This is a genomic window from Niallia sp. RD1 (assembly GCF_024219955.1).
Lineage (GTDB): Bacteria > Bacillota > Bacilli > Bacillales > Cytobacillaceae > Niallia > Niallia alba.
In genome coordinates, this window is record NZ_CP100420.1 from 1,214,506 (window position 1) to 1,232,887 (window position 18,382).

Annotated in this window: 16 protein-coding genes and 2 pseudogenes; 3 read left to right on the forward strand and 15 right to left on the reverse strand. The window is 37.2% G+C overall.

The annotated features are described in order from the left end of the window. Positions 1–7: 7 nt before the first annotated feature. Positions 8–622, reverse strand: coding sequence for a LysE/ArgO family amino acid transporter (locus NKG37_RS05625; protein WP_254415948.1), 615 nt, complete (start codon positions 620–622; stop codon positions 8–10). 165 nt (positions 623–787) lie between these two features. Here NKG37_RS05625 and NKG37_RS05630 point away from each other — a divergent pair, with 165 nt between their 5' ends. Together NKG37_RS05630 and NKG37_RS05635 are read left to right on the forward strand one after the other, a co-directional pair. Continuing rightward, the gene (locus tag NKG37_RS05630; protein WP_169187685.1) at positions 788–2,227 is read left to right on the forward strand and encodes a DDE-type integrase/transposase/recombinase; all 1,440 of its coding nucleotides are present in this window, start codon (positions 788–790) and stop codon (positions 2,225–2,227) included. A 367-nt stretch (positions 2,228–2,594) separates the two neighbouring features. Continuing rightward, a complete protein-coding gene (locus NKG37_RS05635) occupies positions 2,595–4,058 on the forward strand; it encodes an aminotransferase-like domain-containing protein (protein WP_254416372.1) in 1,464 nt (487 codons plus the stop codon). A 16-nt stretch (positions 4,059–4,074) separates the two neighbouring features. Here NKG37_RS05635 and NKG37_RS05640 read toward each other — a convergent pair whose 3' ends face one another. The 3 genes from NKG37_RS05640 to NKG37_RS05650 form a co-directional block, all read right to left on the reverse strand. Then, positions 4,075–4,731 (reverse strand): FusB/FusC family EF-G-binding protein, encoded by a 657-nt coding sequence (locus NKG37_RS05640; RefSeq protein WP_101728957.1) that lies wholly within the window; start codon positions 4,729–4,731, stop codon positions 4,075–4,077. A 127-nt stretch (positions 4,732–4,858) separates the two neighbouring features. Further along, a complete protein-coding gene (locus tag NKG37_RS05645) occupies positions 4,859–5,134 on the reverse strand; it encodes a CD3324 family protein (protein WP_169189483.1) in 276 nt (91 codons plus the stop codon). A gap of 483 nt (positions 5,135–5,617) precedes the next feature. Beyond that, positions 5,618–6,805, reverse strand: coding sequence for an IS4 family transposase (locus NKG37_RS05650; RefSeq protein WP_254414795.1), 1,188 nt, complete (start codon positions 6,803–6,805; stop codon positions 5,618–5,620). A 394-nt stretch (positions 6,806–7,199) separates the two neighbouring features. On the opposite strand from NKG37_RS05650, the gene NKG37_RS05655 reads away from it, so the two are divergent. Next, positions 7,200–8,516 carry an ISLre2 family transposase gene (locus NKG37_RS05655; RefSeq protein ID WP_254415949.1) on the forward strand — a complete coding sequence of 439 codons (1,317 nt, stop codon included), beginning with the start codon at positions 7,200–7,202 and terminating at the stop codon, positions 8,514–8,516. A gap of 112 nt (positions 8,517–8,628) precedes the next feature. Here the strand turns inward: NKG37_RS05655 and NKG37_RS05660 are convergent. The 11 genes and pseudogenes from NKG37_RS05660 to NKG37_RS05710 all read right to left on the reverse strand — a co-directional run bounded on the left by NKG37_RS05660 (position 8,629) and on the right by NKG37_RS05710 (position 18,296). Then, positions 8,629–9,580 (reverse strand): annotated as a pseudogene (locus NKG37_RS05660) (LLM class flavin-dependent oxidoreductase). Between the two features lie 34 nt (positions 9,581–9,614). Beyond that, positions 9,615–10,610: an LLM class flavin-dependent oxidoreductase gene (locus NKG37_RS05665; protein WP_169189485.1), complete on the reverse strand. Its 996-nt coding sequence runs from the start codon at positions 10,608–10,610 to the stop codon at positions 9,615–9,617. 88 nt (positions 10,611–10,698) lie between these two features. After that, a complete protein-coding gene (locus NKG37_RS05670; protein ID WP_169189486.1) occupies positions 10,699–11,001 on the reverse strand; it encodes a DUF3219 family protein in 303 nt (100 codons plus the stop codon). Positions 11,002–11,057: 56 nt separating this feature from the next. Further along, entirely contained in the window at positions 11,058–12,137 is a 1,080-nt protein-coding gene (locus NKG37_RS05675; RefSeq protein ID WP_254416373.1) for a sensor histidine kinase, read from the reverse strand. Between the two features lie 17 nt (positions 12,138–12,154). Then, the gene (locus NKG37_RS05680) at positions 12,155–12,832 is read right to left on the reverse strand and encodes a response regulator transcription factor (protein ID WP_169189487.1); all 678 of its coding nucleotides are present in this window, start codon (positions 12,830–12,832) and stop codon (positions 12,155–12,157) included. A 99-nt stretch (positions 12,833–12,931) separates the two neighbouring features. Continuing rightward, entirely contained in the window at positions 12,932–13,747 is an 816-nt protein-coding gene (locus tag NKG37_RS05685) for an ABC transporter permease (RefSeq protein ID WP_169189488.1), read from the reverse strand. Further along, the gene (locus NKG37_RS05690; protein ID WP_224427586.1) at positions 13,744–14,766 is read right to left on the reverse strand and encodes an ATP-binding cassette domain-containing protein; all 1,023 of its coding nucleotides are present in this window, start codon (positions 14,764–14,766) and stop codon (positions 13,744–13,746) included. Before NKG37_RS05690 ends, NKG37_RS05685 begins: the two co-directional genes overlap by 4 nt. Positions 14,767–15,345: 579 nt before the next feature. Continuing rightward, on the reverse strand, positions 15,346–15,687 hold the full coding sequence (locus tag NKG37_RS05695; RefSeq protein ID WP_016201547.1) for a zinc ribbon domain-containing protein YjdM: 342 nt from the start codon (positions 15,685–15,687) through the stop codon (positions 15,346–15,348). A gap of 89 nt (positions 15,688–15,776) precedes the next feature. Next, complete coding sequence (locus NKG37_RS05700) at positions 15,777–16,274, reverse strand: LURP-one-related/scramblase family protein (protein ID WP_016201546.1); 498 nt, start codon at positions 16,272–16,274, stop codon at positions 15,777–15,779. A gap of 287 nt (positions 16,275–16,561) precedes the next feature. After that, positions 16,562–16,965 (reverse strand): annotated as a pseudogene (locus NKG37_RS05705) (YhgE/Pip domain-containing protein); the annotation flags it as partial. A 59-nt stretch (positions 16,966–17,024) separates the two neighbouring features. After that, positions 17,025–18,296: a globin-coupled sensor protein gene (locus NKG37_RS05710; protein ID WP_169189491.1), complete on the reverse strand. Its 1,272-nt coding sequence runs from the start codon at positions 18,294–18,296 to the stop codon at positions 17,025–17,027. Positions 18,297–18,382 lie beyond the last annotated feature (86 nt).

Below are 18,382 nucleotides of genomic sequence, written 5' to 3' on the forward strand. Positions count from 1 at the left end.
GCAGTCTTTATGAGTTTATAAGATTTATACCCAAATAAAGAGCCATCGCCCAAATGATCATTACAGATAGTTGGTTAACGCGTTTTATCAGCTTCCCTTGGTGGCCGATTTGTCCGAGTCTTCTTCCTACTATCACCAAAAGACAAAACCAAATCCATGAGACACTTATACAAGCAACAGTAAAGATAATTTTATCTTCTCCTGTATAGGCTAGAGAGCTTGTACCAATGACCCCGATTGTATCAAGTATCGCATGTGGATTTAATAGAGAAACAGATGCAGCAAAAACTATTTGGCGAAGGGGGGAAAAGGGTACTTGCTCCTGCCTATTCCCTTCCTTGTCTGCACTTTTCCACATAGCCCATCCCATATAAACTAAGAAAAAGAAGCCAACAACAAATAGCATCGCTTTAACCCACTCAAAGGTAAACACTACTACAGAAACGCCTGCAACAGCCAAATAAATAAGTAAACTGTCACAAATGCTAGCTGTAATAATAGCAGGTAATGCACCAATGAATCTTGTATGTGTCGCCCCTTGATTAAACAAAAATATATTTTGAACACCTAAAGGTAGTATTAACCCAAATGCTAATATCATTCCATGTAATAATGGTTCCATTCTTCTTCCCCCTCTGCTTTATTCGTATTGTCAAAACTTTTATAGTAAATAGGTTATTAAATCCTATCTGAGAGGGCTTTATAAGCAAAAAAATTGCCACCCCCTGAATTCTAAGGATAATTGAGGTTACGACACTCTCAACAACCTAGAAAAGGAAGTGACAATTTGTACCCTCAAATTATAACCTATTTATTAACTTTTATAAACTATCAAGAACAACTAATTCGAACATTGCTTACTTTATTGATTGGTAAGAGTATGTTTGATAAGCCTACTGAACAGCCAGTAAATAAACCATATCGAAAACTTCAAGTGGACGACCTTCCGGTCATTGAAGTTCTGGAACAGCTTGATTATCGAGTTCTTCTTAGTGAATATCTAGAGAAGAACGGGAAACCACTTAAACCTGTTCAAAGGCGTAAGAATGCAAAAGTTTCCGTACCTAAATCCATGAACTGCCCAAAGTGTGGTGCTCCATCAGATTATCTTTATGCCAACAATGGAGATAAAGGCCAGTATCAATGCAAGGTGTGTACAGAGCTCTTCAGTGAAAAGAACCGTTATTCTAAGGAAGCCATCCTGAAGTGTCCTCATTGTTCCAAAACTCTCGAGAAAATAAAAGAAAGAAAAGATTTTCACGTGTTTAAGTGCAAGAACAATGACTGTTCTTATTATCAAAAGAAGCTCAATGGGATGACTTCAAAAGAAAAGAAAAGGTTCAAAAAGGACCCTCAAGCATTTAAATTAAGATACATTTTCCGTCAGTTTCATATCGATTTCCAGCCGTTATCCAAGGAATCACCAGAACTGCCGGCCGTTGACTTATCAAAGATTTATGCATCACCACATACATTAGGATTAATCCTAACCTATCATGTAAACTATGGCCTTTCGGCCCGTAAAACAGCTGCGATTATGCAGGACGTACACGGAGTGATGATTTCACATCAGACTGTATTGAACTACGAAAATAGCGTAGCTTTATTACTTAAACCTTATGTGGATCACTATCCCTATGAACTTTCAGACCAATTCTGCGGTGATGAAACGTATATCAGAGTAAACGGTCGATGGCATTATTTATTTTTCTTTTTTGACGCCGTGAAAAAGATTATTCTTTCGTATCCGGTGTCGCCTAATCGAGACACAGCAACAGCCATTCGAGCAATTGATGAGGTCTTAATCAAGATGAAAGAGATTCCAGAAAATCTGACCTTTGTGGTAGACGGGAATCCAATCTATCTTTTAGCCCAACATTTCTTCGCTCAACATGGGATTTCATTCGATGTGAAGCAGGTCATTGGATTAACCAATGAGGACCCTGTTTCGACCGAATATAGACCACTGAAACAAATAATTGAGAGACTTAACCGCACCTTTAAGGGCAATTATCGCTCCACTCATGGATTCGGCTCTGAACATGGTTCCATTTCATACGTCACCTTATTTACGGCCTACTTTAACTTTTTGCGTCCGCATGCCGCCTTAGAAGGAAAAGTGCCCGTAGTGAATCCAGAACTCAAGGGGCTTCCAACAATGCCAGCACGTTGGACAAAGCTCATTGGATTAGCACAACAATGGATAGTAGAACAAAGACAAGCCTAACTTTTTGTTTAGCTGAGCCCTTAAGCTAATTCAGCAATCGGCGGAGCGAACTCTTGACAAACCGAACTTGCCAATGGTTTAAAATGGAAACAACCAAGGGCTTATTTGGTATGCCTTCTTTTGTTCCCTTCTCCCTTGTTAAACAATCCTCAAACCATTGGCGTGTTTGTCAAGAGCGATTGCGGCGCATCTCCATCCAGTAAATAGGAGAGAAACTAACCCTTTAGGTAGTTTTCATAAATCTTTTGACACTACCGCTTTATTCAGCATAGCGGAGAATCGTTTTCTTGTCTCCATCCAATTGGATGGTCACCAACCCAACCATTTTGGTAAAATAAGAGAAAACAAAGAAGAGGAGCACACTTTTATGGCAGAAATAGAATGGAAGCCACAAAAGAATTCTACTGTCTCGTTGCATCAACAAATAACTGCATATATGAAAACAAAAATACAGCATGGTGAATGGACAATCGGTATGAAACTTCCTTCTCAACGCAACTTAGCCAAACAATTTCAAGTGAATCGAAGCACCATTGTAGCAGTACTTGAAGAATTGGCTGCAGATGGCTTAATGGAAGCGAAAGTGGGAAGTGGTACAAAGATAATAAATAATACATGGGGTCTACTTGCAGCCACACCTCCTCCTGATTGGATCAGTTATGTTAAATCAGGAATTCACCAACCGAATATTTCCATCATCCAAGAAATTAATAAAGCGGAAGCAAATCCCCATATGATTAGGCTAGGTACGGGGGAACTTTCCCCAGAACTGCTACCTAAAGGACGGATGGAAGAAACTTTTCAATTTAATGAGAAGCAAAGCTTATCTCTTGGCTACACGGAACCAAAGGGAAGCTTTGCTTTGCGCCAAACAGTCAGTACCTATTTAAGCAAGAAAGGAATCATTGCTTCATCTGAATCCATTTTAATTGTTTCTGGCGGACTGCAGGCACTGCAATTGCTATCTATTGGGCTATTAAAAAGAGGCTCTACAATCTTTCATGAAACACCATCTTATTTAAATTCCATCCATGTATTCCAATCGGCTGGGATGCATTTACTTGGCCTACCACTTGATGAAGAAGGGGTAACATTTGATACTATCGGACGACTAAAGAAGCAACATAAAGCGGGGTTACTTTATACGATACCTAATTTTCATAATCCAACAGGTATTGTAATGTCTGAAAGAAGACGGAAAGATTTAATAGCAGTTAGCCAAATGGAAAAAATCCCTATCATTGAGGATGATGTATACGGAGATTTATGGTTAGACATCCCACCACCTAAGCCTCTAAAAGCTCATGATTTCCAAGGAAATGTTCTCTATATTGGGAGCATGTCCAAATCATTAAGCCCAGGACTTCGAATCGGATGGATAGTAGGTCCGGAGGCAGTGATTGGTCATTTGGCTGATATTAAAATGCAAACAGATTATGGTTCCAGTACCTTATCTCAATTTGCTGTAGAAAAATGGCTGAGCAAAGGTTGGTATGAGGAATTTTTAATTAATATAAGAGACGAGCTTAGACATAGAAGAGATTTTACAAATGAACTATTAAAGAAATATTTTTCTGATATCGCCACATGGAAATTGCCGAAAGGTGGGTTTTATATATGGCTAAAATTAAAGCTAAGCATCTCTTCACAAAGGCTATTTTCTCTAGCCCTTAAAGACGGAATTCTTATCAATCCAGGAATCGTATACGATAAAACAGATGACCAGCATCTACGATTATCCTATTCCTACGCATCATTCGATGAGTTGGAGAGAGGATTGATAGCCTTAGCACAAATTATCAAAAGGGAAGCACGGAGACGGTTCTACTGAGGGCATTTAATAGTCCTTAGTAGAACCGTCCCTCCGCAGTCTTCAAAAATTCTCGCAAATATTCGGTATTGGTTATGTTCTTATTGCATTCATTGCTATCTGTGCAAATTAGATTGCCAATGGCTTTGTAATAATCTGCATTTTTGGGCCTTTTTTCTTTTGTCACAGTTGAAAAATAGGCTACTTCTCCAAAGCAGTTACAGAAGGAACAAATATTTTTTTTACTAGTCGGTGTCATTTTTCCTTCCGTCCCAACTAATGTTCCTTCTAGATCATAAATAATAACTTTTTTATTAGATTTCAAATCATTCCAACTTAAAAAAGTTAATTTATTGTGATCTATCGTTGATAAATCAGGTAACCTTAATTTTTTTTGCTTGGGAAATAATTTTTTGAGCTGCTGCTCTGTAATTTTGGGAAATGGTAGTAAACAAGCAGTTAACTGTTCGATATATCGCTCATACTCTTCCTTTGTATTCCATTTTGTAATATCTAACAACTCTTGCTGTTCAAGTGATGCTTGAGGAAAGAGATCCAAAATTTTTGCATTTGCTAAATCTATTACTGCGGTTAGCACCGTCTTTGGCAAGTTTTTATTGGAACTATCCTTAATGATTGCAATCTGTTTTTCAATAAAATTCAGCTGTTCATTTTTTATAAATTGTTCTGTCATATGCATTCTCTCCTATCATTGGTTGCGCCCCTCTTACTATTTTAATAAAGTTCCTACCTTTCTAAAATGGAAAAGATGACTTAGAAACAATCTCTACATAAAAAAGCACTGATGAACCTCATCAGTGCTATCCCTCATTCTTATTTGAATACACGATTTTCTTAATCGTTTCTGTTGAAAGATGATGCTCCTTCGCCAAAGCATAAATCGTGCTTCCCTTTGCAAAGGCTGCTTTTATTGCATGATTCCTGCGATCCAGCATTTTTCTGCCGCCACTAGATGTTCCCCACTTCTTATAGGCGTTTTCTTGCTTAGGAATATATAAAGTCTCACCTTGAACATATTTTTGAATTTCGGCAATAAGTTTTTCAGGTAAAACATTGTTTGCATTCGTATATTTCAATTTGCCCGCTCCCTTATTTTTAATTTTGTCTAAAATAAGGTGCAAAGCCAAAATATTAGAAATCTTTGTTAGCGATAAATTTAATCGTTTCGCCCCATGCAAAGTATCGCCTTTCTAATAATAGGCTTTGCATGAGTGGAAGTAGTATCAGACAATCGTATGTGATTCTCCAACTGTAAGCACCCCCTTTTATCATTATTATAGCTAATTTTATCGGGTGTTTAAACCAAATATCAAAGAACTGCTTGTGCTAGTAATGTATAAGATTGGTATGAGTAAAATGTTTGTGGGAGAATAAATATCCTTTTTGTCTAGTTGGGGGACGAGTCCCAATGTCATCAAGTTAAGAAACCAGTAATTACCAGTGGTAAACCAAAATTGATGTTTATAATATTCTGATAACTAAAAAAGCCAATAGGATGCCCGGGAAGTGCCTATTTAATTTTTTTGGCATTTCCCTGATTTTCCTATTTGTTCGTTTTGTTAGATAGCTGGTCGTTGTCCAAATCCATGTTTATTCGCATTTAGCCCTCTGGAACGTTTAAATTTCCTTCCAGGTCTAATTGGGACTCTATTTCGCTGAACTTCGTTCAGTAGGTCTTTATACATCTTTTTTCTTCGCCTTTGACTTGGTTCAATGATTAAACAAATGAGCTTATCTTTTAGTGCGCCAATTAAAATATTGGTGTTAGTTTTATATTTGTGCTTTAAGTCTTTATCCTTCTGATCCTCGGCGATGATCACATCTGACTCATGCTTTAGTAGGGAAGCCATGTTGCTTAAAAATAAAGCAGCATAAAACTCTTGTTCAATCGTCTGTTTTGTTTCGCCTGAGAATCTTTCAATCTGTATTTTGTTTTTTAAGACATCGTATTTTGTTTCGATTGACCATCGTTTAAAGTACAACTCTTTAAAAGCCGGAATATCAAAAGACTCATCTAATATATTCGTTATAAGTAATTCATCTTCTCCAGAGCCTAATGGGATACGGACCGCACGCAAACGCATGACGTTGCTTTTATACTTGAGTTCAATGACCTGATCAGGGATCCCTTCTTTTATAGCGGCTCGGTAAAAATTAACTGGCGTTCTAACAACAAAATTCACTTTATTCTTCAAAAGATAGTGAAAGAAATATTGAGATGGATACCCACGGTCAAAAAGAAAAAGGTCGTGGTTAGAACGCAGTTCTAGGAAACTATCAATTAATTCTATCGCTACTGTGCGCTCGCTATCTGTACATTTTGTGATTATCCCCTTTACAAATAAATCATTTCCGATATCATAAATAGTAGATACCATGGCTCTGGCAAGTTCCTTGCCATTGCCCTTTGATGCGCCGAAGGTATCTCTTAGCCTTTGGGAATTGGCTATTTCTATGATAGACGCATCAATCGCATATAACCGGAAGCCCTTATATTTAAAGGAGTTATTTGTCTGATAAAACCACGTCGTAATGGTGTCAAATAACGTCTTGAAGGCTTCTGGTTTTATTTTTTTTCGCGCTTGTGAAAATCCCTGTTTACTTATAATTTCTCCTTCTTTTTTAATCAACTCAAAAAAGTCATTCAACTCAATCTGCAAGCTTCTCGTTACTAGATTTAGCACAAACAAAATTGTTTCTGGGAAAGTCAATTTGCCTCCTTTACGTGTAAAGTAGGTTGATTTCATGCGGGAATCGCACATGAAATGGAAATCGTACAATACCTCCCTACATACTTCAATCGCTTCTAAAAACTTGCTTTTTTTCAACAAAAAAACCCCATTTCGTACGAGATATACCAAGAACTGGTATTCACGCTGATTATGGAGGTGTTTCTGAAAAGTCAAGGGGTTTTTTCAATTTTATACAACAATTTTATGAATCTTTTTTAATATTTACATATTTTTACAATTTAGGTTTATGACATTGGGACGAGTCCCCCAACTAGACAAAAAGGCCACCAAGCGAAAGCGCGGTAGCTGGAAAAAATTAAGCATTAAAAAAGAGAGCATCCTTTTGTAAAGTAGAATTTGGCGAAAAATACGAAAAGGAGAGGCTCTCATGAATCAATGTAACATAAAAATGCCATCATTAAAAGAATTGGAAAAAACTTTATTTCGAACACTACAAATGACGTTTCAAGAAATCCTTATTCAAACGTTAGAAAATTGGGATCAAGAGATTTCCAAGCAACGAGACAAAAGAAGATTTGCTTTACGTGATAAACGAGAAATACGAGTAGATACAGCGTTTGGAGCTGTGGAGCTGAAGCGTAATTATTATTTTGATCGTGTGACTAAAAAATATATTTGTCTATTAGATCACTATTTACAGTTTCAGGGGAATAAGGGATTTAGTCCGCTACTAGAAGAATGGGGGTTAGAACTAGCGACGAATGGCTCCTCCTATCGAAAGGCGGTGGAAACGTTCGAACAATTTTTAGGCTATTCGGCGATGAGCCACGAAGCATTACGGCAACATCTTCTTCAAACAAGCGTACTTCCCGCTAAGGAAAAACGTCCTTTTCAAAAGGTATTGTTTGTAGAAGTAGATGGATTATATGTGAAGAGTCAAGAAAAGAAAAAGCGTGGATGGGAGTTGAAATTCGCCGCTGGACACGAGGGATGGAAAGAAAACGGAAAGCGAATCAGGCTCCGAAATAAAAGGCATTTTCTTTATGAAGGAAAAGAACCCTTTTGGGAAGCCTTTGAAACGTTCTTACAGAATCATTATGTGTATGATCCTACCCAAACCTTGCTTATTATTAATGGTGATGGAGCAGGCTGGATAACGGCATGTCGGGAGTATTTTCGGGAACGCGCCTTTTTCACCATGGACCGTTTTCATGTCGCTCGTTCGATGAAGCAACTAATGAAGAGCCATCCTCGATACCGCTACATGAAAAGAGCGTTAAAAAACTACCAGGTAGAAACATTACTTCTAGAGTTGAATAGCGCAGTAGGAACAATGGATACACCAGAAAAAGAAGAAAAACTAGAGCATTTCCTTGCCTTTTTAACGCATCATCAGGAAACCATAAAAGATTACCGTAGTTGGTTACAGGAAAAAGGTGTGGACACGACAGCGTATCGTCCAATGGGAAGTGCAGAGGCGATGATGAATCAATTAGCCAAACGATTAAAGAATGGAAGAGCATGGAGCAAAAAAGGAGTCATGAGCATGGCGCGCTTGTGGATTGGATTGAAGGATGACCTATCCATCCAAACGATATATGGGAAATGGGAAAAAGCCACGGAAAAATCAAAGAAAGAGCATCGAGCGAAAAGAAAAATACCCACAAAATTAGTAACAGAAACCGTGCGTCAGAACATGCCATACTTAAATCAAGCGATTGGAAAACCCGTTCACTTTGCCTTACAGGGATTAAAAGGTTTTTAAAAAATGAGAGAATCAACAGTTGGAAAAACAAAACCAATTGGAAAGCGGATACAAACTTAGAGGTTTTACTTTATAAAAAAGGGAGCTAAAAAAACTCCCACAAAAACTTGACTCAATCATAAGATTGCAGTTTTTCTTCAAAATCATAAATATTTGTTATAATCATCCGTTTGATAGTTTTCACTTAATCGGACAAGCTCTTCTTTTACTTTTTCTGGCGTTCCAATTATTGCTCGTTTTCGGTTTTTCCTTACGATTTCTCTGTCTTCTTCTGAAAGGTCTGCCCTTTTTGCCTCTTCTTTCGAGAGAATAAAGGTATCTTCTCCTTTTTCCACTGCTAACAGCCAAAGATCTTGGCTCATTGCCATTTCTTCTGCTTCTTCTTGTGTAGGTGCACATACAACAAAAACACATATATTTGCTTTTGGATTAGCAAAAGTGCCAGATGGCTGGAAGTTCTCCCGATAATGCTTCATCGCAATGCTTCCGCTAATTGGATTGATAAAATGTCCATATGTAAAAGCAGTTCCTTTTTCCGCGGCTAATCTGGCTCCTCGCTGTGAGACACCTAACATCCATATTTCCGGTTGTGTTTCAATGGAGGGATATGCTCGAACTTCAAGACCAAGCGGGGTATTTGCTAAATAATTTTGAAGTTCCGTTACTTGTCGTGGGAACTCATTCAAGCTTTTCCTCATCCCATCTGTAAGGGCTAATCGAGTGGGAGTAGATCCGCCTGGTGAACGCCCAATGCCTAAATCGATTCGGTTAGGATATAACGCTTCTAACACCTTAAAATCTTCCGCTATTTTAAATGGACTGTACTGGGGAAGCAAAACACCACCAGAACCGACACGTATCCTGTTTGTTTGAGAGGCAATACTCGATATAAGTACCGCTGGAGAAGTCCCCGCGATTCCATTTGAATTGTGATGCTCAGCAACCCAAAACCGAGTGTATCCTAATTCCTCTGTTCTTTTTGCCAAATAAATCGTATTTTGAAGAGCATTCGCTGCATGCAAATTTTTACTAATAACAGACTGATCAAGTACACTCAACTTCATTTGAATCCCCTTCTTTCCTCACATTTTAGAAAGATTACCATAGCTCTTTTGCAATAAGCTGATAGGATTTTTTTCGGCTTTCATAACTATTAGTAATAGTAATAATCATCATTTCATCTGCATTATACGCTGATTGTAAATCAACCAATTGCTCTTTAACCTCTTTTGGATTCCCTATAATCATCTTTTTTCGCATTTCTTTTATTCTATCTTTTTCATCGCTAGTAAAAGAATAGTTTCTTGCTTCTTCTATTGTTGGAATTCCTTTAGTTTTTTCGCCTGTATCTATTTTAATTTTCGATAGAAACCAACTTAAAGCAAGTTCCTCTGCTTGTTCGGTTGTTTCTGCACAAATAACTGATACAGTTACGATAGCTTCGGGCTTTTGAATACCTCCGCTTTTTCGAAATGCATTTCTATATGTATTTACAATCTCCATTCCATCTTTTTCGCTCATAAAGTGTCCAAATGCGTAGGCTGTCCCATAATTTGCAGCTTGGATAGCACTTTTTTCGCTCGTCCCTAGAATCCAAGGGACAGGGGGAACAATGGGAAGAGGATGTGCAGTTATTTTGGAAAACATCTGATCAGATGGATAATTATTATATAAAAAATGTAGAAGGTCTTTAATGGATTCCGGCATATTCCGGACATTTTCTAAAAAATTCCCAGAAAGAGCAATCGAAGCTTCAGCAGATCCGCCTGGTGCTCGACCTATTCCTAGATCAATTCGATTTGGAAATAAGGTTGCCAGCACATTAAACGTTTCGGCCACTTTATAAGGCTTATAATGTGGTAATAATATAGCTCCAGCTCCAATTCTTATCTTTTCTGTATTAGCTCCTATGTATCCTAGTACGACTTCTGGAGCAGAGCTAGCAAGACCTGGGAAATCATGATGCTCTGCAATCCAGTATCTTGTGTAACCGAGTTTTTCTCCAAATTGTGCAAGTTTCATCGATTCCAGAAGTGCCTCTTGCGCCGTTTTTCCAGATAAAACTGGAGCTTGGTCTAAAATACTTAACTTCATCTGACAGACCTCCCTGTTGTATAAATAAGCAAAAAACAGATCATAAAAACGATTAACAGCGATCTGTTTGTCTATTATATTTGTAAATTCATTCCACTTCTTTCAATTCTAAAAAGAATTCACTTATACTATTTTCATCTGAGAAATCGGTATAAGAAGTAGAATACTGATTGATTTTCCCTCTAAAATTCAATTGCTTATTTGGGATACTTACATCAAAAACATTTTCATATAAAAACTTCGTCACTACATGGTATTCTTCCCCACCACTTACTTCAAATTCAAAACTAACGAGCATTAAATACTTCTCGGTCTTATTACTTTTCATCTTTTTCTCTTTATAATTGGAAACAGTTAATTCAAAATCATTTAAGACAACTTTATTTACCATGTTACTCACTCCTTATTTAGAAGTGGAAGCAGAGGAACGTTTCTTATAAGGTCCGTTTAATTGACCTCAGTAGAACCATCCCTCTGCTTCCCTATTTTCACCGTTACTTCTGTTCCTTTTCCTACTTCGCTTTGGACTTGGATTTCGCCTTTGTGTAAATCAATGATTTTTTTGACAATCGAAAGACCGAGTCCATTTCCTCCAGCGCTTCGATTTCTTGATTTATCTGCTTTATAAAATCGTTCAAATATATGCATGAATGATTCTTGTTCTATACCGATTCCTGTGTCTTTTATTTTAACAGTGATGCTTCCATTATCCGATTTAAATGCCTCGACTGCTATAGTACCTTTTGTTGGCGTGAATTTTATACTATTATGCAGTAAATTAATCCATACTTGATCCAGCATGACTTCATCTGCAGTGACTTTTACGTCCTCAAGCGAGATATCCATATTTATTTCTTTTTCTGTCCATTGTGGCTCGTTAGCAAGAATAATACGACGAAGCTGGTGATCTAATCGGTATTCTCTTTGATCCAAAGGCAAGTGTTCCGATTCTAAAGAGGTAAGCTTTAATAGATTTTCACTTAATTTGGACAAGCGTGTACTTTCCATTTCAATAATATGTAAATAATGTTTTCGTTCTTCTGGACTTAAATCATCATTTTTCAAGGTATGGGCAAAACCACTAATAGACGTTAAGGGAGACTGGATTTCATGGGACACATTCGAGATAAATTCCTGACGCATTTCTTCCATTTCTCCTAATTTTTCTGCCATATCACTGATGCTTGATACGATTTGATAATAGGGATGATCATCATCTCCTTCACGAAACTGACTTTTATAATAAGAAAGATCAATCTTAAAATTTCCTTCTGCAATCATTTTTATTGCTTGAATGATTGGATGCAGGTGTTTCTCTTGTCTTGATTTTACCCATGGAATTCTTGTGATAATTGCTATACAACAACCAAAGAAGAAAAATCCAACAATCGAATTTATTAACTGTCTGATGAATTCACTAGGAGTTATTTGAATTGCATCATAAAGCCATGCAGTTAGCAAATAAGCTAGTGACCAGCATACTAGTAAAAATACAATGATTGAAAGGAAGCCTGCTGTTCGTTTCATAAATTGTGAGAACTTCACTATTTTCCCTCCAAACGATAACCGAGACCACGGATTGTTATTATCTTAAAGGGGCATTCTTCTTGAGAAAACCGCTGTCGCAAGCGTTTTATATGAACATCAACTGTGCGCTCATCTCCTTCATAATCAAAGCCCCATATGTCTTCAATCAATTGTTCTCTCGAGAAAGTTTTCTTTTGATGGGTTGCAAGTTTAAATAATAGTTCAAATTCCTTTAAAGGCAACGTAATTTCTTCGGCGCCAATAGAGACTTTATAAGAATCACGATCAATAGTGACATCTCCAATCACAATCCGATTGGAGAGAGTAATTTGATAGCGCTTAAGAAGCGCTTTTACCCTTGCTAGTAATTCGGCCGGAGCAAATGGCTTTACTAAGTAATCGTCCGCTCCGAGATCAAAGCCCTTTACCTTTTGGGTTGTTTCTCCTTTTGCAGTCAACATTAAAATTGGCATTGTATCCGTATAATTGGTTCGTACTTCTCGACAAAATGTCCATCCATCCATATTTGGCATCATAATATCGAGGATAATTAAATCCATTTTATCTTGCTCTAATAAAGTCATAGCAACTTCTCCATCTTCTGCCTCTACAATGGAAAGACCCTCCTTCGCCAGAATGATGCGGATTAATTCCCGAATATGTGGATCATCATCTACGATTAATATTTTTGCCATACACTTCATCCCTTTTAAAAAATAAGGAGAACCGCCAAATTAATGGCCGTTCCTATCCATTTGATTATTCTTTATTCTACCATTTCTTCTTACTAAAACTCATGCACGTCGCATATAAGCTCGTACTGTAATTGGCGCAAAAATTGCTACGATGACTGCTGCCCCAATTAGGGAGATCGTGAAATCCCATCCCATTGTGCCATTGTTCGTTAAATCTCTTACTGCTGTAACTAAATGCGAAATTGGATTAACTTTTACAAACCATTGAAGTATATTAGGCATTGTATCAGCTGGTACAAAGGCATTAGAAAGAAAGGTTAGCGGAAATAAAACAATCATTGAGATCCCTTGCACACTTGAAGCTGTGCGTGAAATAACACCCAAGAAAGCAAAGATCCAGCTAATTGCCCAAGAACAGACAATGACAAGAAGTCCTGCTAGGATCACAAAGCCTATACCACCTTCTGGTCGGTAGCCCATAACATATCCCATTGTAAATGTAAGAGTTGTTGCAATGGTATATCGAATCGTATCAGCTAATAATGCTCCAGCTAAAGGTGCGATCCGGGCAATCGGCAAGGACTTAAACCGATCAAAGACCCCTTTATCCATGTCCTCCCTGAGCTGTACTCCTGTCACAACAGAAGTGGTAATAACAGTTTGGACGAGAATGCCTGGAATAATAACAGGCAAATAGTTTTGCACATTTCCAGAAATAGCCCCGCCAAATATATACGTAAACATAAGAGTAAAAATAATCGGCTGCAATGTAACATCGATTAATTGTTCAGGTGTACGCTTTATCTTAAGCAAACCTCTGTAAGCCATTGTTAATGAATTTCTAACCGCTTGGCGAAAACTTGAGTTTCCACGAAGTTTCCGTTCATGAGCTGGTTTTATGATAGTGCTGCTCATACTAATTCCTCCACTTTACTAGATTTATTCGTAGTATCTGCGATATTTTCTTTTGAACCAGTGATAGATAGGAAAACCTCATCTAATGTTGGCTTCTGTACACTTAGCTCAGCTAATGGAATACCAGCCTCTTTTAAGGTAATTAGCAAATCTGTTACTTTATCAGCATCGGCCATAGGTGCTGTGATTTTTCCACCTTCTGCTGAAACAGCTGATTGGACGTTAAGCACACGCTCCACGATTAAGCGAGCATCCTGCATATACTGCTCGTTTTGTATACTTAAATGTAAGGATGATGTACCGATTGATTCCTTCAAATCATTTACGGTTCCTTCCGCAACTACTTTCCCATGATCGATAACCGCAACTCGGTCCGCTAGTTCATCTGCCTCTTGAAGATATTGTGTCGTTAGTAGTACTGTCGAGCCCCCATTAATTAACTTTCGGATTGTATCCCACATTTGGTTGCGGGTTCGCGGATCTAGCCCAGTTGTTGGTTCATCTAAAAAGATAAGCGGTGGTTGGGCAATGAGACTGGCAGCTAAATCAAGCCTTCTGCGCATTCCGCCAGAGAAATTCTTCAATGGACGTTTTGCCGCTTCTATTAAACCAAACTCTTCTAGTAAATCCATTGCTTTACGCTTCGCTTCAGCTCGCCCTAAGCCTAATAGACGAGAAAAAATAATTAGGTTCTCCGTAGCACTTAATGACTTATCAACAGAAGCGTACTGACCTGTAACACCAATTAATTGGCGAACAAGCTGCGGTTCCTTTACTATATCGTAACCAAAGATTTTTGCTGAACCAGCATCTGCCTTCAGTAATGTTGCAAGCATTCTAATCGTGGTCGTTTTCCCAGCTCCATTTGGGCCAAGCACACCATAAATCGAACCAGCGCGAACATTCAAATCCACCCCATCAACCGCCCGATTATCACCAAATACCTTCACCAAACCACGAGCCTCCACAGCCCATTCACTACTATCTATAATCTTTTTATTATTTATAATTTGATTCAAGTAAATCCTCCTCTTCATCTGATGAAGCGATAATAAAACACAAATATGAACTCCATATGAACGAGGGAAGCAGAGAGACGGTTCTTAGGGGGACTTTTTTTGGGGGAAATGAATAACAGCAATGGTCCGCTACTATGACTTCGATAGAAAAACAAAAGATGACTAGGTTACAGATTCTGTTATAAAAGGAAAATCGGTTATCCAAAAGTCATGCAGATGTTTTATCTGCGAAACATTGTGATAACCGCTTAGCAAAAGATATTCGGGCATTATTCAGCAGGAAATTAAACGGTTTGATTATAAAATGAAGGTAACTGATGTGGAGCAAAGAGAAAACCAACTTATTACAGACTATACTATCCTAAATGCTGAGACGAAAGGGGAGAGTTAAACATTGAACAAATGCTAGAATATCAAATTCATAGTAGAGAGACAAAACAAATCGGTGATAGCCATCTACCTTTCCAATCCATTTTCCCCATTGAAAATGTAGATGCATTTGATACGAAGTAAGGCAGAGGTACGGTTCTTCTGAGGACTTTTAAGGGAAACAGTAGAACCGTCCCCTTGATTCTCACTTTATATTTTTTTCACAAATTCTGATTTTAATTTCATTGCACCAAAACCAACAATTTTACAGTCAATATCGTGGTCACCATCAACTAAGCGAATATTTTTCACCTTTGTTCCTTGCTTTAGAACCGAAGAGCTACCTTTTACTTTTAAATCCTTGATAACAGTAACCGTATCTCCATCATTCAAAACATTTCCATTTGCATCTTTAATAACTCTGCTGTCTCCGTCTATTTCGGTTTCAGTACTAAACGTCCACTCATGTCCACATTCTGGACAAACCAAAAACGTCCCATCATCATATGTATATTCTGATTCGCATTTTGGACAATTAGGCAAATTGCTCATTCTTATTACTCCTCCACAAATTGAATTGGTATTAAAGATACTATTATAACAAAAAGGGATCCTCAGAGGGACCTTACCTCTACTTAATGTTAATGGGTTGATGATGAAGCTGCAGCTGCTTCATCTGCTTTCACACAATCAATTGCGATGACGAGGGCAATAACAATCGTCTCTAACTCTTCATTTAAAATTTGTACCTTATAACTATCTCCCCAAGTGAACCACTCTTTATTTACTTTACCGATGACTTTCCCATTTTGTAATACTTGAAAATCCATATCCCACCAGTTACCAAGTACCTCCATACCTGCTGCCTCAATATTATACCGTGCTTTAAAAAAGGAAAACTCTTTCTTAATAGTCAGGACTTCTTGACCATTTATTTCAACAAAAAACTTTGGTAAAAAGCTTAATACCTTTTTCGTAATAAGCGCAATTTCATTTTTGTTTTCATCCCTAATAGAGAAGGTCTTAGGAATTTTCATAAAACTTCCCTCTACATAATAAACATCCTTCTCCTGCTGATCCTTAACTGTAAATTTACCACTTAAACTAAACACCTTTTGCTTTATATAAAGTTGTTTCATTTTATACCTCCTGATATAGCAGTTTGCTAAATTGGTTTGCCTTATTCCATATAATAATCAATTGTTATAACATGGAAATCAACTTAAAATCACTATTTAGAATGGAGACCGTTTGTATAAATGGTCATTTCATTCCTATATTCAACACTTTATGACGTAATACCTCCCATAGTGAAAAAAGGTATGTAAATGAAGATGTTTACATACCTTTTCCTTCCACTTTTAAATCAAAGTCATTTAAAACAGGATAGCTTATGTCGCCTGTTTTGGTCTTTAAGAAACGAACTTTAAACAGACGTTTCTCGATGCTGGATATGACTTGCAATCCATGCAATGATCCCAGCTATTGCAAGATAAGTCACCAAAATAAATAATTGGGTTTGAAGCTCATGCCAATTAAAGTACAAATAATGGAACACTTGCTACTTCCAGCTTAAACACACTTAAAACAATAATATCTACGATAATCGCTTGAACAAATCCAATCGTATAAACCAATCCTAGTTTGTTAACTAAATGATGGGTTCCATTTACAATCTGCTCTTTTCGTTTTCCAAGAGGAAGAATATTGGATGCCATTATCCCCACCTACAAAAAAGGCAAGTGACAAGAAGTAAGGTGCGATACCCGATCCGTAATTTGGCACAGTGGAAACATTTTGCTGTTCGAGTACTACTGGTTCAGAAAACATATCCGTCCATTAGCTTATCTGTGCCTTCCTTAAGCGGCTTTGTCCCATTCGCAGCTTTGTTATTTAACTAACATTTCAGCCGTATGTGTTATTTCATTTGTTGTTTCATGAAGTTGATTTACAATTAAGTTACTATTTTTAATTTCCTTAAATATTACTTCTGTTTTATATTTTGAATGTTTGACAGCATAAACAATTTGATTGAAGAACTCAATTGTTTCTTCTGTTATTTTTTGATTTTTCACGATATCCTCGTTAAAGGTAGTGACAGACCCATTTACCTTTTTGACCTGTTGAGAAATTTCTTTAACAAAAGAAGCAATTTCTTCCGTAGATTGTTTTGTCATATTCGATAATTTTCTTATTTCACCTGCTACTACTGCAAACCCCTTGCCATGTTCACCAGCGCGTGCCGATTCAATCGATGCATTTAGTGCTAAAAGATTAATTTGATTAGCAATGGAAGCAACAACGTCTACTACATGATCAATTTTTTGACTAACTCGGCTCATTTGACTAATCTCATCCTGCAGAACAACAATCTGATTTTTGATCGCTGTGGCAGATTCCTTTTCTTGTCCCATTCTATTTTTTCCCTCTTCAGACAAGTCCTCTACCTTTTGAATAGCCTGGTTCCCACCATTGGCTAACATTTGAATTTTATCAAATTGGCTAATCAGACCTTGTAAGGAAGAACTCGTTTCTTGTGTGATAGCAGATAATTCATGGGCAGTTTCCCTCAACTTTTCTTGTATTTTCTCTTTTTCTTTTTCTTTTACTAGACGATTGGATTCTTCCTTTATTTCATACGCTTCTAATACTAATTGTTGCTCTAAACTAAAGATTTTTTGAAGGGAGCGAACAGCCTCATACAATTCATTTTTATTTTGGATTTCTCGATAAAAAACTTCTACAATCGCATTCAATAAATGTTGGAAAGCGTTCACATACCATTTCGTTCCTAACCCTATTTTGACATGAACATGCGCAATTCTTTTTCTCTGTATAACATATGATTCATTCACTTTCCCAGAAAATATTTCTGTAATATGGTGATACAATGTTTTTCCAAGTTTTTCAACATCGCTATAGGTATTAATGATCGTAATTAAAGTAGGTTCTTTCATGACAGTCTCATAAAAGGAATTCACTAAATTTTGCGCTTCGCTTTCTACTATTGGTTTTAAAACGAACAATCGTTTAACATCCATTTCTGTTAAGCCTATCATTTCAATTTGAGTTAGCAATTCCTTTGGCAAATTAAAATCTACCACTACGTTATCTAAAGATGAAAATAACAATTCAGCCTTTTTCTTTCCTAATAACGGCATTACGAGTCTCTCCCTGCTGTTAATAAATGTATATACTGTAACTATTATACCATTTACCAATATAGGCAAAAAGACTTAATTATAGG

Bases quoted from the DNA above. Each gene is read 5' to 3' on its own strand.
- NKG37_RS05675 (WP_254416373.1), bottom strand. From the start codon at position 12,137: ATGAAACGAACAGCAGGCTTCCTTTCAATCATTGTATTTTTACTAGTA.
- NKG37_RS05650 (WP_254414795.1), bottom strand. From the start codon at position 6,805: ATGAAATCAACCTACTTTACACGTAAAGGAGGCAAATTGACTTTCCCA.
- NKG37_RS05635 (WP_254416372.1), top strand. From the start codon at position 2,595: ATGGCAGAAATAGAATGGAAGCCACAAAAGAATTCTACTGTCTCGTTG.
- NKG37_RS05655 (WP_254415949.1), top strand. From the start codon at position 7,200: ATGCCATCATTAAAAGAATTGGAAAAAACTTTATTTCGAACACTACAA.
- NKG37_RS05625 (WP_254415948.1), bottom strand. From the start codon at position 622: ATGGAACCATTATTACATGGAATGATATTAGCATTTGGGTTAATACTA.
- NKG37_RS05670 (WP_169189486.1), bottom strand. From the start codon at position 11,001: ATGGTAAATAAAGTTGTCTTAAATGATTTTGAATTAACTGTTTCCAAT.
- NKG37_RS05695 (WP_016201547.1), bottom strand. From the start codon at position 15,687: ATGAGCAATTTGCCTAATTGTCCAAAATGCGAATCAGAATATACATAT.
- NKG37_RS05700 (WP_016201546.1), bottom strand. From the start codon at position 16,274: ATGAAACAACTTTATATAAAGCAAAAGGTGTTTAGTTTAAGTGGTAAA.
- NKG37_RS05680 (WP_169189487.1), bottom strand. From the start codon at position 12,832: ATGGCAAAAATATTAATCGTAGATGATGATCCACATATTCGGGAATTA.
- NKG37_RS05665 (WP_169189485.1), bottom strand. From the start codon at position 10,610: ATGAAGTTAAGTATTTTAGACCAAGCTCCAGTTTTATCTGGAAAAACG.
- NKG37_RS05640 (WP_101728957.1), bottom strand. From the start codon at position 4,731: ATGACAGAACAATTTATAAAAAATGAACAGCTGAATTTTATTGAAAAA.
- NKG37_RS05685 (WP_169189488.1), bottom strand. From the start codon at position 13,747: ATGAGCAGCACTATCATAAAACCAGCTCATGAACGGAAACTTCGTGGA.
- NKG37_RS05710 (WP_169189491.1), bottom strand. From the start codon at position 18,296: ATGCCGTTATTAGGAAAGAAAAAGGCTGAATTGTTATTTTCATCTTTA.